Source organism: Thalassococcus sp. S3 (assembly GCF_004216475.1).
GTDB lineage: Bacteria > Pseudomonadota > Alphaproteobacteria > Rhodobacterales > Rhodobacteraceae.
On sequence record NZ_CP022303.1, the window covers coordinates 1,066,560 to 1,081,683 of the forward strand.

At 60.7% G+C, this 15,124-nt stretch carries 14 protein-coding genes; 10 read left to right on the plus strand and 4 right to left on the minus strand.

The window, feature by feature from the left end; genetic code table 11:
* Positions 1–49 precede the first annotated feature (49 nt).
* The 4 genes from CFI11_RS05505 to CFI11_RS05520 are packed head-to-tail and all read right to left on the minus strand — an operon-like array spanning position 50 to position 5,925.
* Positions 50–1,204: an ABC transporter permease gene (locus tag CFI11_RS05505; protein ID WP_130403851.1), complete on the minus strand. Its 1,155-nt coding sequence runs from the start codon at positions 1,202–1,204 to the stop codon at positions 50–52.
* Positions 1,201–2,229, minus strand: coding sequence for an ABC transporter permease (locus CFI11_RS05510; protein WP_130403853.1), 1,029 nt, complete (start codon positions 2,227–2,229; stop codon positions 1,201–1,203). Before CFI11_RS05510 ends, CFI11_RS05505 begins: the two co-directional genes overlap by 4 nt.
* Positions 2,226–4,160 (minus strand): ABC transporter substrate-binding protein, encoded by a 1,935-nt coding sequence (locus tag CFI11_RS05515; protein WP_130403855.1) that lies wholly within the window; start codon positions 4,158–4,160, stop codon positions 2,226–2,228. The genes CFI11_RS05510 and CFI11_RS05515 overlap by 4 nt, the downstream gene beginning before the upstream one ends.
* On the minus strand, positions 4,153–5,925 hold the full coding sequence (locus CFI11_RS05520) for an ABC transporter ATP-binding protein (RefSeq protein WP_130403857.1): 1,773 nt from the start codon (positions 5,923–5,925) through the stop codon (positions 4,153–4,155). The genes CFI11_RS05515 and CFI11_RS05520 overlap by 8 nt, the downstream gene beginning before the upstream one ends.
* A gap of 197 nt (positions 5,926–6,122) precedes the next feature.
* On the opposite strand from CFI11_RS05520, the gene CFI11_RS05525 reads away from it, so the two are divergent.
* The 10 genes from CFI11_RS05525 to CFI11_RS05570 all read left to right on the plus strand — a co-directional run bounded on the left by CFI11_RS05525 (position 6,123) and on the right by CFI11_RS05570 (position 15,115).
* Positions 6,123–6,617, plus strand: coding sequence for a class I SAM-dependent methyltransferase (locus CFI11_RS05525; RefSeq protein WP_130403859.1), 495 nt, complete (start codon positions 6,123–6,125; stop codon positions 6,615–6,617).
* 151 nt (positions 6,618–6,768) lie between these two features.
* A complete protein-coding gene (locus CFI11_RS05530; protein ID WP_130403861.1) occupies positions 6,769–7,776 on the plus strand; it encodes an ABC transporter substrate-binding protein in 1,008 nt (335 codons plus the stop codon).
* Between the two features lie 54 nt (positions 7,777–7,830).
* Positions 7,831–8,613 (plus strand): ABC transporter ATP-binding protein, encoded by a 783-nt coding sequence (locus tag CFI11_RS05535; protein ID WP_130403863.1) that lies wholly within the window; start codon positions 7,831–7,833, stop codon positions 8,611–8,613.
* Between the two features lie 55 nt (positions 8,614–8,668).
* Positions 8,669–9,526: an ABC transporter permease gene (locus CFI11_RS05540; RefSeq protein ID WP_130403865.1), complete on the plus strand. Its 858-nt coding sequence runs from the start codon at positions 8,669–8,671 to the stop codon at positions 9,524–9,526.
* The gene (locus CFI11_RS05545; RefSeq protein ID WP_130403867.1) at positions 9,526–10,791 is read left to right on the plus strand and encodes a cytosine deaminase; all 1,266 of its coding nucleotides are present in this window, start codon (positions 9,526–9,528) and stop codon (positions 10,789–10,791) included. The genes CFI11_RS05540 and CFI11_RS05545 overlap by 1 nt, the downstream gene beginning before the upstream one ends.
* Positions 10,788–12,188, plus strand: a complete 1,401-nt coding sequence (locus CFI11_RS05550; RefSeq protein WP_130403869.1) for an FAD-binding oxidoreductase — start codon at positions 10,788–10,790, stop codon at positions 12,186–12,188. Before CFI11_RS05545 ends, CFI11_RS05550 begins: the two co-directional genes overlap by 4 nt.
* 37 nt (positions 12,189–12,225) lie before the next feature.
* Positions 12,226–12,807 carry an NAD(P)H-dependent oxidoreductase gene (locus CFI11_RS05555; RefSeq protein WP_130403871.1) on the plus strand — a complete coding sequence of 194 codons (582 nt, stop codon included), beginning with the start codon at positions 12,226–12,228 and terminating at the stop codon, positions 12,805–12,807.
* Complete coding sequence (locus CFI11_RS05560) at positions 12,808–13,434, plus strand: NAD(P)H-dependent oxidoreductase (protein WP_130403873.1); 627 nt, start codon at positions 12,808–12,810, stop codon at positions 13,432–13,434.
* The gene (locus tag CFI11_RS05565; protein WP_130403875.1) at positions 13,431–14,351 is read left to right on the plus strand and encodes an isopenicillin N synthase family oxygenase; all 921 of its coding nucleotides are present in this window, start codon (positions 13,431–13,433) and stop codon (positions 14,349–14,351) included. The genes CFI11_RS05560 and CFI11_RS05565 overlap by 4 nt, the downstream gene beginning before the upstream one ends.
* On the plus strand, positions 14,351–15,115 hold the full coding sequence (locus CFI11_RS05570) for a creatininase family protein (protein WP_130403877.1): 765 nt from the start codon (positions 14,351–14,353) through the stop codon (positions 15,113–15,115). Before CFI11_RS05565 ends, CFI11_RS05570 begins: the two co-directional genes overlap by 1 nt.
* The last annotated feature ends 9 nt before the right edge of the window (positions 15,116–15,124 follow it).

A 15,124-nucleotide genomic window follows, 5' to 3' on the forward strand; every position in this document is an offset into this window, starting at 1 on the left:
GCAAAGCCGGCACGGTCAGTTCCCGTGCCAGGCAGCAAAGATGGCCCGGCTAGTTTTCATAGGGGTCCAGACTGTCCCTGAGACCGTCGCCAAGAAAGTTGAACGCCAGCACGACGATCACGATCGGCAGCATCGGGATTGCCGTCCATGGATAGATCTCGATATTTGCGAGGTTCTGAGCGTCGTTGAGCATCACGCCCCAGCTGACCGCGGGCGCCCGCAGGCCAAGGCCAAGAAAGCTCAATGCCGTCTCACCCAGGATCATCGCAGGGATGGAGAGTGTAGCCGAGGCGATCAGGTGACTGACGAAATTCGGAAGCAAATGTCGTCGGATGACCCGGCCCGACGAGGCCCCCATCATTTCCGCTGCCCGCACATATTCTTCCTCACGCAGTGACAGGAACTTGGCCCGCACCGCCCGGGCGAGGCCGGGCCAATCCAGGATGCCCAGGATGATCGAGATTATGAAGAAAACGGCCACCGGCCCCCAATTGGACGGTACGGCCGCAGACAATGCAAGCCAGAGCGGCAATTCGGGCAAAGACCTGAGAACTTCGATTGTGCGCTGGATAAGCCAGTCAATCTTGCCGCCGAAATAGCCCGCGATGCTGCCAAAGCCGATGCCAAGGAAGAAAGAGACCGAGATGCCGATCAGCCCCACCGTCAGCGATAATTGTGCGCCGTAAAGAATGCGGCTGAAAACATCCCGCCCCAACCTGTCAGAGCCCAGGAGGAAAACCGTCGCACCTTCCGGCGCGCAGAAGAGATGCCGGTCGGTGCTGACAAGGCCTGCGAGCCGGTATGTTCCGCCGCGACAGAAAAACTGCAGCGGCATGGGACGGGAGAGGTCCGTTTCATATTGCCAGCGGAAGTTTTCCAGATCGACAAGCGCCGTTCGGGGATAGACGAACGGGCCCACAAACTCGCCCTCGTGGAACCAGTTGATGGATTGCGGCGGAGCGTAGAGGTAGTCGGCGTTCCGCTCGTTGGCCGTATAGGGTGCGATAAAGCCCGCGAATGGAAGCATCAGATAGCTGAACAGCAGGAAGATCCCCGAGATCAGGCCCAGCCTGTGACTGCGAAACTTCCGCCACACCAGCAGCCAGTTCGGCGCATCCATATCCGCCCGCTCGATCCGGTTGATATTCTCGTTCGGATCATAGGGCGCATCATCGACATAGCGGCCGTCGGGCAAGGTGGTCATGTCTCACGGGCTCCGTATCGGATGCGCGGATCGAGCAGCATGAGAAGAACGTCCGATATCATCGTTCCAATCAATGTGAGCAGTGCCACGAACATCAAGATGAACCCTGCAAGAAATTGGTCCTGGCTTTTGAGTGCCGCCAGAAGGGCAGGACCGATGGTCTGAAGGCCAAGCACGACAGAGACAAGGACCGATCCCGACACCATGGCGGGCAGCAGGTTGCCGATATCGGCGACAAAAGGATTGAAGGCCATACGGAGCGGATATTTCGTCAGCATACGCGCCGGGCTTAGCCCCTTGGCCCGCGCGGTTTCGACATAAGGTTTGCCCAGCTCATCCAGCAGGTTCGCCCGCAGCCGTTGCATCATGGCCGCCGCGCCGGACGTCCCGATGACGAAGGTCGGGACGATCAGATGCACCAGGATGGACCGCACCTTGTCCCAACTCATCGGCTCGCCCTCGAATTCCGGAGCCATCAGCCCGCCGATGGGCAGATCGAAGTATTTGTTGCCGTAGTAAAACAGGATCAGCGCAAGCAGGAAGTTGGGTGTGGCCAGCCCAAGATATCCGACGAAGGCGGCGGAATAATCGACCCAACTTTTGGACCGCGCAGCGGCGATTACCCCCAGGGGTAAAGCGACCATATAGACAAAGAGCACTGCCGCCAGATTGACCAGAACGGTCAGCCAGAGCGTGTCGCCAACAATCTCGGCCACGGGCTGATCGAATTCGAACGACCAGCCGAAATCGCCCTGGATAAGCCCCGAGAACCCGTTGGGACCGGGCGCGAACCCGATCCAGATGAGGTACTGTTCCCAAAGCGGCCGGTCGAGCGCGTATTCGCTGCGCAGGAACTCGGCCTGCGCCACGCCCTGGCTTTGTCCCGTGGCCCGTAACTCATTGATCTGGTTTGACAGATAGTCGCCGGGCGGCAGATTGATGATGATGAAGATGAGGGCTGACACGACAAGCAGGGTCAGCAGCATCGTCATCAGACGGTAGACCGCGTAGCGGAGTATGATCATTCGGCGGCCTCGGGCGCGAAATAGAACTCATCAACCCGATAGATGCCGAAATGCGAGCCCGGATCCCAAGACCAGGTGGCGCGTTCCGGCACGTTCCGAAGCCGGTTCGACACCACGACGGGTTGCGGCGCTTCGGCCATCAGACCGATGGCAAACACCTGATCGGCATGGATTTTCAGCATCTTTTGCCAGATGCGCGCACGCTCTTCGTCGGATTGAGAGTGTTCCCAGGCTTTCGCGTGCTTCATAAGAACCTGAGCGGCATCCATGTCGGGCGCTTCGCCTGCTTCGCCATGCGTTTGATAGAACTGGCCCCATTTCGGCCAGGCAAAGAACTCCTGATGCATCGGTGCCAGGTAGTCGGGAGACGTGTAGGGCTGCGGTAGACCGTTGTCCCAGCCAAACCAGACGGCGGCCATCGTGACGCCGGCGTTCACGCGGTTTCGCAGAATGTCGCGGTCCAGCGGGCGCATGACAAGTTTCACGCCCACATCGCGCCAGGTATCTGTGATGATCTGCAATGCATTCTCGACTTCCTGCCGTTCGCCGGCGGTTTCGATGACAACTTCCATCGGTCGTCCATCCGGCAGAAGGCGGATCCCGTCGGGGCCGCGTTCGGCAAGGCCCGCCTCGTCCAGAAGCGCGTTGGCCATGTCCGGGTCATAGAGCGCCCAGGCCGACAGATTGGCCGTGTCAAAGAAGGGGCTGCGGGAGAGCACGCTCATCCCCCCCTCCTTGGCCAGCCCGAAATAGAGTGCGCGATTGATCATCCGCCGGTCGATGGCCAGGGAGAGAGCGCGCCGGACGCGGACGTCCCGCAGAACGTCCCGCCAGACATCATCCGCGAAGTTCAGATTGGGATAGATGGCGATCTGCGATGCCGCCCCGTTGGCCCAGAGCAGTGTTTTGTAATTGCCCCCATCGGTCTCCCCCTTCTTGAGGACGGATATATCCCGAAAGCTGAGGCCGCGGGCCTGAAGATCGACTTCCCCCGCATTGGTCTTGGCCGCGATCAGGCCGCTGCCGACCACGTTCATCTCGACAACATCGATATAGGGCAGCTGCACCCCATTGGCATCGATGCGGTGATAGTAGGGGTTGCGGACAAAAATGTGTCGGCTCGACTTCTTGTCGCTCGCGCTCATCCACGGCTGAAGGGTGGGCAACAGCGGGTTGTCGAACTTGTACATATTGTCGAGCTTGTTGTGCAAAGCGGCCCAGCTGCGGACGCGCTTTTTCTCGATCGCGGCGGCAAGCTTTTCGGGGTCGGCAAAGGACGCATGAAACTGTTTGAGGTAATTGGCGGGCCTGTAGATGAACGGCGGTCTTGCCTGTGCGAGGGCGCGCAGGAAATAGGGGTTCGGCGCCTGCCATTCAAAGATGACCGTATGCTCGTCCGGAAAGGTAACCTCCGGCATCTGACCATCCACCCGCATCAGCTCTGACGGGCCGCTTGGGCTTAGCTCTTCGTTGTTGGCGACATGCACCCACCAATATTCAAAATCGGCCGAGGTGAAGGGGTGTCCGTCCGACCACTTGTGGCCAGGGCGCAGACGGAAGATGAACTTGCGCTCGTCGATTTTCTCGACCGCGGCCAGCAGATCGGGCACTAGATTGTATTCGTGATCATACCCCACCAGACGCGCATAACCGTAAACGACCATTTGCCGGATATCCTTGGAGCGCGACACCATCGTGCGAACGGTCCCTCCGGGGATGCCCAAGGTGCGACCCTTGGCCTCCAGCTCGACGATAAGCGGCAGGTCGGGGACCCGTTCGTCAATGGCTGGCATATCGCCCTTTTCGACTTCGTCGCTCCAGAACGGGGTCTCCTGCAGAACCGGTCGCGCCAATGTCGGCTGCGCCAGACATGCAATGCAGATCCCGAAAAACAGGGCAAAAAAGGTCTTCGACAGTGCGGTCCTAGACATAGCAGCGTACCTTATGGCCTGGCTCAACCTCGGTCAGGTTTGGAGCTTGGTCTCGGGTGAACCGGAAAGCATCGGGCCAGCTTTCCGGGCTTCCCGCGCCGTGCGCGACAAGCTTGAGATCGATGGGGCGCCCGATATCCGGTTCGGGCTGGGCGGCAATCAGCGCCTTGGTGTAGGGGTGTTTGGGATTGTAGAAGAGCGTCGCGGGCGGCGCCTGTTCCACGACCAGCCCTTGCCGCATCACGGCCACTTCGTCGGCAATCCGTGCCACAACGGCAAGGTCATGGCTGATGAAAAGATAAGACAGGCCCGCGCGATCCCGGATGTCTTCCAGCAAGGTCAGGATCTGTTCCTGAACCGAGACGTCAAGCGCGGAGGTCGGTTCATCGCAAACCAGTAAAGACGGATCGAGCGTGAGCGCCCGCGCAATCGACAGGCGCTGCCGTTGACCGCCAGAAAACGCATGTGGGTAGCGATAGAGCATATCGCGTTTCAGACCGACCCATTTCAGCATCTCCGCCGCGCGGTCCCGCCGTTCGCTGCGATTGCCGATCTTGTGGATCTCCATTGGCTCGGTCAGGGCATCCACGATCCGCATGCGCGGACTGAGCGACGAATAAGGGTCCTGAAAGACCATCTGCGCCTTTTTCTGAAATTCGATCCGTGCCCTGCGGTCCATGTCATGGACCGGTATCGCGGGTCCGTCCCTGTCGGGGTGAAACGTCACGAGGCTCCCCTCGTCGGGCTTCTCTGCACCCAGGGCGATACGGGCGCATGTGGTCTTGCCCGACCCGCTTTCGCCCACGATGGCAAGGGTCTTGCCCCGTGGCACGGTCAAATCCACGCCGCGACAGGCGTGGACATAAAGGCTGGGCTGCCAGGCCATGCCGCCCCGCATCTTGTACGTCTTCGAGACATTTCTCATCTCCAGGATGAGATCGTTGCGCACCGGCGCCGGGGCGGGCTTGGCGACGTCTGGAATGCTGGGCGCCGCGGCAAAGAGTTTTCGGGTATAGCCGTGGGCCGGGTCCTGCAGCACGGCCTTTGCCGGTCCCGCCTCCATGACGCGACCCTTGTTCATGACGACCACCTGCTCGGCCATGTTGGCGACGACACCCAGGTCGTGGGTGACCAGGATCAAAGCCATGCCAAGGTCCCTTTGCAGGTCCTTGATCAGGCCAAGCACTTGGGCCTGCGTCGTGACGTCAAGCGCTGTCGTCGGCTCATCCGCGATCATGAGTTCGGGCCTGGACACCATGGCCATCGCGATCATGGCCCTCTGGCGCATGCCGCCGGACAGCTCGAACGGATAGGCCGCGTATGCGCGCTCGGCATCCGGAAAGCCCACGCGCTCGAATGTCTCCAGGACGCGCTTGCGTGCGTCATCCATGCTGAGGCGGTCATGCAGGCAGAGCACTTCGCTCACCTGGTTGCCGATCCGGTGCAGCGGCGACAGCGACCGCATCGGCTCTTGGAAAATCATCGACACCTGGTTGCCGCGAACCGACCGCATCTGACGTTCGCTGATATCCGAAAGCACCAGTGAACCGGACCGACTGTTCAGCGTGACACGGCCCGACGTAAGGCGCGCGGATTTGGGCAGGATGCGCAGGATGGCCCGGCAGGAGATCGTCTTGCCCGACCCGGATTCACCCACCAAAGCGAGCGTTTCACCCGCGTTCACCGAAAAGCTGACATTCTGCACAACCGGATCTGCATCGCGAAAGGCGATGCTGAGGTCCTCAACGGTCAGCACAGCGGTCATTTTTTCCGAATCCACCCGGTTTTTTACTCATAAATCGCGCCAACACGGACACCGGCACGGAATCTTATCTTCACATTCGCCCCGGTCGTACACATGTGTCAAACCCCAAATCGTGATGCGCTCCGCTGCGTCATGGCCTACACATCGCACCGCGTCTCTGGCATCAGGGCGGTGCCGGACCATGCAAGGAGCAAAAGATGAGCCGCCTCGACCTGTTTATTGACCGCATGGTTTCGCAACGCGCCTGCCTGGATCTCGCCGTCGCCGAGACCGAGGATTTGCAGGGCCCGATCTACGAACTGGGTCTGGGGAATGGACGCACCTATCATCATTTGCGCGAGAAAGGTCTGTCCCGGGATATCTATGTTTTCGAGCGAGCCGTCGCGTCGCATCCCGATTCCACTCCGCCCGAAGATCGGTTGATCCTGGGCGAGGTGACCGACACCCTGCCGGATATTCTTGGGCGCTGGGGCCCAACCGCAAGTCTGATCCATGCGGATCTGGGCGGCCACAACCGGGAAAAGAACGATCTCTTTGCCCGAAAGATCTCGCCCCTGATCGAACCGATGTTGGCGATTGGCGGTATGATGGTGTCGTCCGACAGGATGTATTTCGAGCGGCTCAGCCAACAGCCTTTGCCAGAGGGCGCGGTGGAGGGCCGCTGTTTCATCTACCGTCGTGACGGCGCGTGACCGCGCACGCGCTTCTTTTTTGGGCAGCCTGTCGGCAATCGTGCATATTTCTTGCAACATTGTCCCGTGGCTCTAGGGTCGTGTTCATAGAATTTGCATTCTGCGACGGTCGCACCAGCGTCTGATGCGCAGATATGACAGGAGGATGGGGATGTCTCACTTTAAGCTTGCACCAATGATCGTGGCCATGGGACTGGCGGCATCTGCCGCCACGGCCGACGATCATGGTGAGAAAGTGGTGTTTGGTACGAACTGGCTGGCGCAGGCCGAACATGGCGGGTTTTACCAGTCTGTGGCGGACGGCACCTATGCGGAATGCGGACTGGACGTGGAGATTATCTCGGGCGGCCCGCAGGTGAACAACCGCGCGCTGATGCTGGCAGGACGGATCGACTTCCACATGGGCGGCGACATGCTGCAGGCCTTCAACGCGGTGAAGGAAGGGATCCCGGTCGTTTCGGTCGCGGCGATCTTTCAGAAACACCCGCAGGTCATCGTGGCCCATCCCGGCGAGGCGGATAGCTGGGAAGAGTTGAAAGACCTCACGCTGCTGATCGGCGACAATGGCTTTACCTCCTACTATCAGTGGATGATCGCGGAGCACGGCTTCACCGTCGAACAGCGGGAGCCCTATACCTTCAACCCCGCGCCTTTCCTGGCCGACAAGCGCAAGGGGATGCAGGGCTATCTGAGTTCCGAGCCATACCTGGTGCAAAAGGAAGCGGGGTTTGAGCCCAACGTCTTCCTGATCGCCGACGCGGGCTATTCTTCCTACGCCACAACCATCGAGACGATGGCGGACACGATCGAGAATGAGCCGGAAAAGGTGAAATGCTTCGTCGATGGTTCGCTGACCGGCTGGTACAACTACCTTTATGGCGACAGCAGTGCGGCGGATGAACTTATCAAGGCAGCCAATCCGGACATGACGCAGGACAAGATCGACTTTGCCAAGGCCATGATGCGGGATGAAGGCATCGTGGACAGCGGCGCGGCCCTTGAGCTGGGCATCGGTTCGATGACGGACGAAGTGATTGGCGATTTCTATCAGAAGATGGTCGATGCGGGTGTGTTGGAAGACGGGCTCGACTGGCAATCCGCCTATACGCTGGAATTCACCAACCAGAAGGTTGGAATGGATCTGCGCCCGGGCAACTGAGCCTTTCCGCGCCGGGACGTGCGCGTCCCGGTGCCTGACATCCGAAAGACGTCGATGACCGCTGCCGCTCCGAAAGACGCCCGTCCGCTCCTTCTGCGTATGGAAGGGGTCGACAAGACTTTTGCCGGGCAGGTTGTGGCATTGAAAGGCATGTCTCTCGACGTGCGACAGGGTGACTTTATCTCGCTGCTCGGCCCGTCCGGATGTGGCAAGTCCACCGCATTGCGCTTGATTTCGGACCTGCTGCATCCGACAGCGGGGCGGATCGCTTGGGAAGGGCGCCACGATCATGGTGATCTGGGTGTGGTCTTTCAGGAACCTACCCTCATGCCGTGGGCGACGGTGGCACAGAATGTCTGGCTGCCTTTCCGGTTGCAGGGCCGCAGCTACAACGCGGTCAAGGACGAGATCCTAGAGGCATTGAAGCTGGTCGGTTTAGAGAATTTCCAGAACGCTTACCCGCGTGAATTGTCGGGCGGCATGAAAATGCGCGTCTCGATCGCGCGGGCCATGGTCACGCGGCCCCGGCTGATCCTGATGGACGAACCCTTCGCCGCTTTGGACGAGATCACACGCTTCAAGCTGAACAACGATCTGCTGGAGCTGAAAGAAAAAATCGGCTGCACGGTTATCTTCGTCACCCATTCCGTTTTCGAAAGCGTGTTCCTGTCCGACCGGATCGTGGTGATGGCCGCCCGGCCGGGCAGGGTGATCCGTGAACTGAGCGTGGATGCCCCTTATCCACGCGACGACGTGTTCCGCACCTCGGCCGACTACGCGGCCCATACCCGCGAGGCCACGGACGCGCTGCACGCGGCGATGGGAGAGGCGGCATGATCTTCTTCTCGATGAAAATACGGATAGTCCCGCCGGGCATCATGGAGCGCACCGCATGAGCATCGTCGAAGAGCGCCCGCAAAGCCCGGTGATCGACGCCGACGAGGCCGCGCGCCTGCGCGCGGCCCGGTTCGAGCGGATCGGCAAGTGGACCCTTCCGGTCCTCACATTGCTGGCCGGGCTGCTGGTCTGGGACCGGATCGTCGTCTGGAACGAGATCCCGCATTACATCCTGCCAGGGCCGCTTCTGGTCTTTGAGACGTTGATCAAGGATTGGGCCATCCTGTTCAACGCGCTGCTGGTGACGTTGCAGATCACACTCATGGCGTTGGCGGCCGCGGTTCTGGGCGGGGTCGGCCTTGCTGTGCTCTTCACCCAAAGCCGCTGGGTTGAAATGTCGTTTTATCCTTATGCGGTGATCTTGCAGGTCACACCGATCGTTGCGATCGCGCCTTTGATTTTCATCTATGTCGACAGCCGTCTTGCCGGGCTCTTGCTCTGTGCCTGGCTGGTGGCGTTCTTTCCGGTTTTGTCGAACACCACGCTGGGGCTCAACTCGGCCGACCACAACCTGCGGGACCTTTTTCGCATCTACGGCGCCACGCGCTGGCAGAAGCTGCGCTATCTGCAATTGCCTTCCGCCTTGCCCTATTTTCTGGGTGGTCTGCGCATCGCAGGCGGGTTGAGCCTGATCGGCGCGGTGGTGGCTGAATATGTCGCCGGCACGGGCGGTCTGGAATCGGGTCTGGCCTTCCGGATCCTCGAAGCGGGCTACCGCCTGAATATTCCGCGCATGTTCGCGGCCCTGATCCTGATCGCGGGGACGGGTGTGATTATCTTTGCAGGGCTCAGCTTTCTCAGCCATATGTTGCTGCGCAAGTGGCATGAGAGTGCCATCAAACGTGAGGGTTAATGCAATTCCGCGCTCTGCCCAGCGGCCCGATCACACTTGAGAATGTCACGATCCCGGCCTGCCTTCTGGGACGACAAGGCGATCTGATCCGGACCGATCTGTCCATTGCCGAGGGTCGTATTGCAGAGCCGCAGCCGTTGGCCATCGACATGAACGGCGCGATGGCGTTTCCGGCTTTCATCGACATGCACGTTCATCTCGACAAGGGCCATATCTGGGGCCGCGCGCCCAATCCCGATGGTACGTTCACCGGTGCGATTGAAACGGTGGGCGCCGACCGGCAGGCGCATTGGAGCGCCGAGGATGTGCGCCGCCGAATGGAATTCTCGCTGCGCTGCGCCTATGCGCACGGGACCCGCGCGGTGCGCACCCATCTCGACAGTATCCCGCCGCAGGATGACATCACATGGCCGGTGTTCCGCGAGTTACGCGCGGCCTGGGCGGGCCGGGTCGATCTGCAAGCTGCCTGCCTGATCGGGTGCGACGGATTCTCGGAGGACGGCGCATTCGTGCATACGGCTGATCTGGTGGCGGAATCCGGCGGCGTTCTGGGCATGGTGACCTATCCCGTCCCTGATCTGCGCGAGCGGCTGACAGGCTTTTTCCGCATGGCGGAGGCGCGGGGGCTGTCCGCGGATTTCCACGTGGACGAAACGATGGACCCGGAGGCCGAAAGCCTGCGCCTGATTGCCGAAGTCGCGCTTGAGACGGGATTTGCCAGGCCGGTCGTTGTGGGTCATTGCTGTTCGCTGTCGACCCAGGACGAGGCGCGTGCGATGGAGACGCTGGACCTCGTCGCGCGGGCGGGACTTCACGTCGTGAGCCTGCCGCTCTGCAACCTCTACCTTCAGGACCGGCATGCGGGGCGAACACCGCGCGGGCGGGGCATCACATTGGTGCACGAGATGAAAGAGCGGGGGATCAACGTGTCGTTCGCCTCGGACAATACGCGCGATCCGTTCTATGCGTATGGCGACATGGACATGCTGGAGGTCATGCGGGAGGCCACGCGGATCGGGCATCTCGATCACTCCGCCCCCGATTGGAGCCATGCCTTTCTGACCAATCCCGCCCGGGCCTGCGGCTTCGACGCACCCTCGCTTGCTGTCGGCGCACCCGCCGATCTGGTGATCTGCAAGGCGCGGAGCTGGACGGAGCTGTTCGCCCGTCCGCAGGCGGACCGGATCGTGCTGCGCGAGGGGGAGCCGATTGACCGGACCTTGCCGGATTACGCTGAACTGGACGATTTGATGAGGATGCCATGACACCGAATGTCGCCGCCGCAAAGGCCGCTTTGAGCCATCTGGAGATCGAAGAAAGCGATGCTGCGATCAAGTCGAAGAGCCGCGACTTTTTCTGGTATTCGCCGGTTCTGAAAGACCGGCTGGATCATGTGGTGGCCGATTTCGTGGTCTCGCCCAAAAGCGAGGCGGAGGTGATCGAGATCCTCAAGGTCTGCTATCAGCACGATTGCCCGGTCACGACCCGAGGGGCGGGGACGGGCAATTACGGGCAGGCTATGCCGCTGGCGGGGGGCTGCGTGATGCATCTCAAGCACATGAGTGCGGTCAAGGAGGTGCATCCGGGCCGGGTGATCGTGGAGCCGGGCTGCCTGCTGAAAGATCTGGACGCGGAATGCATCGCGCAATCAGGGCAGGAGATCCGGATGTTCTCCTCGACCTGGGCTACGGCGACGATTGGAGGATTCATCGCGGGCGGTTCGGGCGGTGTGGGGTCGTGCACTTGGGGGGCGCTGCGCGATCTGGGTAACATCATCCGGCTGCGCGTGGTGACGATGGAGGAAGAGCCGCGCGTGCTGGAGTTTCGCGGGGAGGAGCTGGCCCGGGTCAGCCACGCCTACGGCACGAACGGAATCATCACGGAGATTGAGATGCCGTTGGCACCGGCCTACGACTGGGTGCATATGTTTGTGACGTGCGAGGACTTTCCGGATGCGGTGCGCTTTGCGGAGGATCTGGCCAACGAGGACGGCATTCTGATCAAGCTCGTCTCGGTCTACGAGGCGCCGGTGGCGTTTGATTATTTCCAGCGGGTGAAGCCGCATGTGGATACAGATGCGAACCTGATCGGGCTGATGGTGGCGCCGCATTCGATGGACGGGTTCGAGACGTTTCTGGCGCGGCGACCGGAAGCAAAGCTGATCTATCGCAGCGATGCGAGCACATGGGAGAGGCAGCCGGGGCCGGTTTTTGAATATGGCTGGAACCACACGACGTTGCGCGCGCTGAAGGTCGATCCGTCGATCACCTATCTGCAGGTGCGCTATGCGGATCCGGATCAGTTGAAGCTGATCGAGCAGATCCGGGAAGAGTTCAGCCCGGAAGTGCTGCAGCATCTTGAGGTGATGCGGGATGGGGGAAAAGTCATCTTCGCGGGCCTGTCGCTGGTGAAATTCACGACGGAAGAGCGGCTGGACGAGATTATCGCGCGGCACGAGGCGGTTGGGGCGATGGTCTTTAATCCGCATCGCTATACGCTGGAAGAAGGCGGACGGCAGACGGTGGATGACACGCAGCTTGCATTCAAGAGGGAAGCGGATCCAAAAGGGCTGCTGAACCCGGGCAAGATGATTGCCTGGGACGATTCGGATTGGGGATATGAAAGGATGTATGCCTATCCGGGGTTGAAGGCGGCGGAGTGAGGCGGGCCGCTCATCCGCCCTGGCGGGCGTCTTCGCGGTGAAGCGGGCGCTGGTGCTCTTCGCGCATCCCTGTGCGGAAAGCTTTTCGGCGGCTTTGAACGCGCAAGTGGTGGCACAGTTGCAGGCGAGTGGCTGGGATGTGGATGTTTGCGATCTGAATGCCGAAGGGTTTGACCCGGTGCTGAGCGAAGCGGAGCGCAGAGGCTATCATGACGTGGGCCGCAACCGGGCGCCGGTCAGCGCATATGTCGAGCGTTTGCACGCAGCCGAGGCACTCGTGATGGTCTTTCCGGTCTGGAACTTCGGATATCCGGCTATCCTGAAAGGGTTCCTTGACCGGGTCTTCTTGCCGGGGGTGTCTTTTCGGCTGGAAGAGGGGCGGGTGGTACCGAACCTTACGCATATCCGACGGTTGGCGGCGGTCACGACTTACGGCGGCACGCGCCTGCGTGCCCTTTTATGCGGCGATCCCCCGCGTAAATGCGTCACACGTGCAGTTTGGCACGTATGCCGTCCCGAAAAAATGCGGTATCTTGCGCTTTACGACATGAACCGGGCGAGCGAACAGAGACGAGCGCAGTTTCTGGACCGGGTGGGGCAGGAGATGGAGGCATTTTGAATGCGGGCACTCGTTGTCTATTCACACCCCCGAGAGGGCAGTTTCAACGCGGCCATTAGGGACCTCGTTCTGGACAAGCTTCAGGCGGCCGGGGCAGAGATCCGGCTTATTGATCTTTACAAGAGCGGGTTTGATCCGCGGCTCACCTCTCATGAACTGGATATCTACGAAGATACCAGCATGAACACACACCACATCGCGGAGCAGGTGGATGCGCTGCGTTGGTGTGATACTCTGATTTTTGTCTATCCCACCTGGTGGTACGGTTTGCCGGCGATGCTGAAGGGCTGGCTGGACCGGATCATGGTGCCGGGCATTGCGTTTCTGATGCCGGATGAGGCCAATCCCGATATTCGCCCGGGCCTGACCCACGTCAAGAGGCTGGCCGTTTTCACCACCTGCGGCGCAAGTTGGTGGCTCACCCGGCTTGTGGGCGCTCCGGGCAAGCGCACACTTCTGCGTGGCGTGCGATTTATCTGCGCCAAGAGGTGCAAGACGGCGTTTGCGGCCCATTACCTGATGGATAGTTCGACACCGGAGAGCCGGGCCGCCCATCTTGGAAAGGTGGCGCGCAAGATGGATCGGTTCATCGGAGACGTGCCGGTTCCGCAACCGGTTCGCGCATGATCCCGGTCCTGGATGCGCGCGAGATCGAAAGCGATCCGGATCACTTTGCACACGAGATCGGACGGGCCTGCCGTGAGGTGGGCTTTTTCCTGCTTGAAGGGCACGAAATAGACGAGCAGCTGATTGCCGCTGTCTTTGAGCAGGGAGATGGGTTTTTCGCCCAGTCTGACGAAGCAAAAGCCCCCCTCTCGATCCTGAAAAACCCGCATAATCGGGGGTGGGCCGCTCTGGGCAGCGAGCGGCTTGATAGCGAAAGCGGGCAGGTGGATCGGAAAGAGGCGTTCAATGTCGGTTTCGACCTGGCCTCTGATGACCCGCGTGTCGTGGCCGGAGAACCGTTTCGCGGTGTCAATGTGTGGCCCGACTTGCCCATGTTCGAAGAGACGTTGCTGAGCTACTACGATGCGGTTTGGCGCTTGGGGGTCCGAGTACATGGCGGTCTGGCGCGTGATCTGGGACTGGAGCCCGGCTATTTCGACCCGTTCTTTGATGCCCCGATGGCAACACTGCGATTGCTGAGCTATCCTGCCGGAACGGGTGTGGCGGGCGAGATCGGCGCGGGCGCACATACCGACTACGGCTCTATCACGCTGTTGATGACGGACGGAGAGGCCGGACTTCAGGTGCGACCCCGCGGTGGGGATTGGATCGATGTCCCCCATAAGCCGGGTGCCTTCGTCGTGAACATCGGGGACTGTCTGATGCGGTGGAGCAATGATATCTATGTATCAAACCCGCACAGGGTCCTGCCGCCGGCCCGGCCGCGCCGGTCCATTGCGTTCTTTCTTGATCCCAATCCGGACGCTCTCATCACGGCCTTGCCGGGCACGGGAACGCCGAAATACACGCCGGTGACGGGCGCGGACTATCTCCGCTCCAGACTGGATGCGACATATGAAAGGGAGAGCGACGCCTGATGCGCCGACTTGATTGGGCGGAATACCGTTACGCGGAATTTGCCGCCTGCGATCCGATGGAGACCATAGCGATCCTGCCGACCGCGGCGATCGAGCAGCACGGTCCGCATCTGCCGGTCGGGACGGACGCGATGATCGCACAAGGGATGCTGTCGGAGTTGCGAGAGCAGTTGCCCGACGACCTTGATGTGCGGATCCTCCCGATCCAGTCAATTGGCAAGTCCAACGAGCATCTCTGGGCTGGCGGAACCCTCACCCTGAGTGCCGCCACGGCGCTTGCGGCCTGGACCGAAATTGGCCTGTCGGTCGCGCGGGCGGGTCTTCGGAAGATTGTGATCGTGAACTCTCATGGCGGCAATCTCGATCTGATCTCTGTACTGAGCCGGGAATTGCGCGTGCAGGCAGACATGCTTGCGATAAAGTGCCAATGGGGAAGCTTCGGATATCCGCCGGAGATGTTCAGCGAGAGGGAGCTGACATTCGGGATCCATGGTGGAGATATCGAAACCTCGCTTATGCTGGCGTTTCAGCCGCATACCGTGGATATGGCACAGGCGGCGGATTTTCCGTCTACGGCCGAGACGACCGAGATTTCGCCAATCGGGCCGATCAGCCATGGCTGGATCGCCAGCGATCTGAATCCAGCCGGTACGGTGGGAGAGGCGCATCTGGCGACAGCCGAAAAAGGGCGGTTGACGGCGGAACATCAGGTTCGGGGTTTGATCGATCTGCTTTATAAGGTGAAGGCGATGCCACTTCCGTGACGGAGTGTC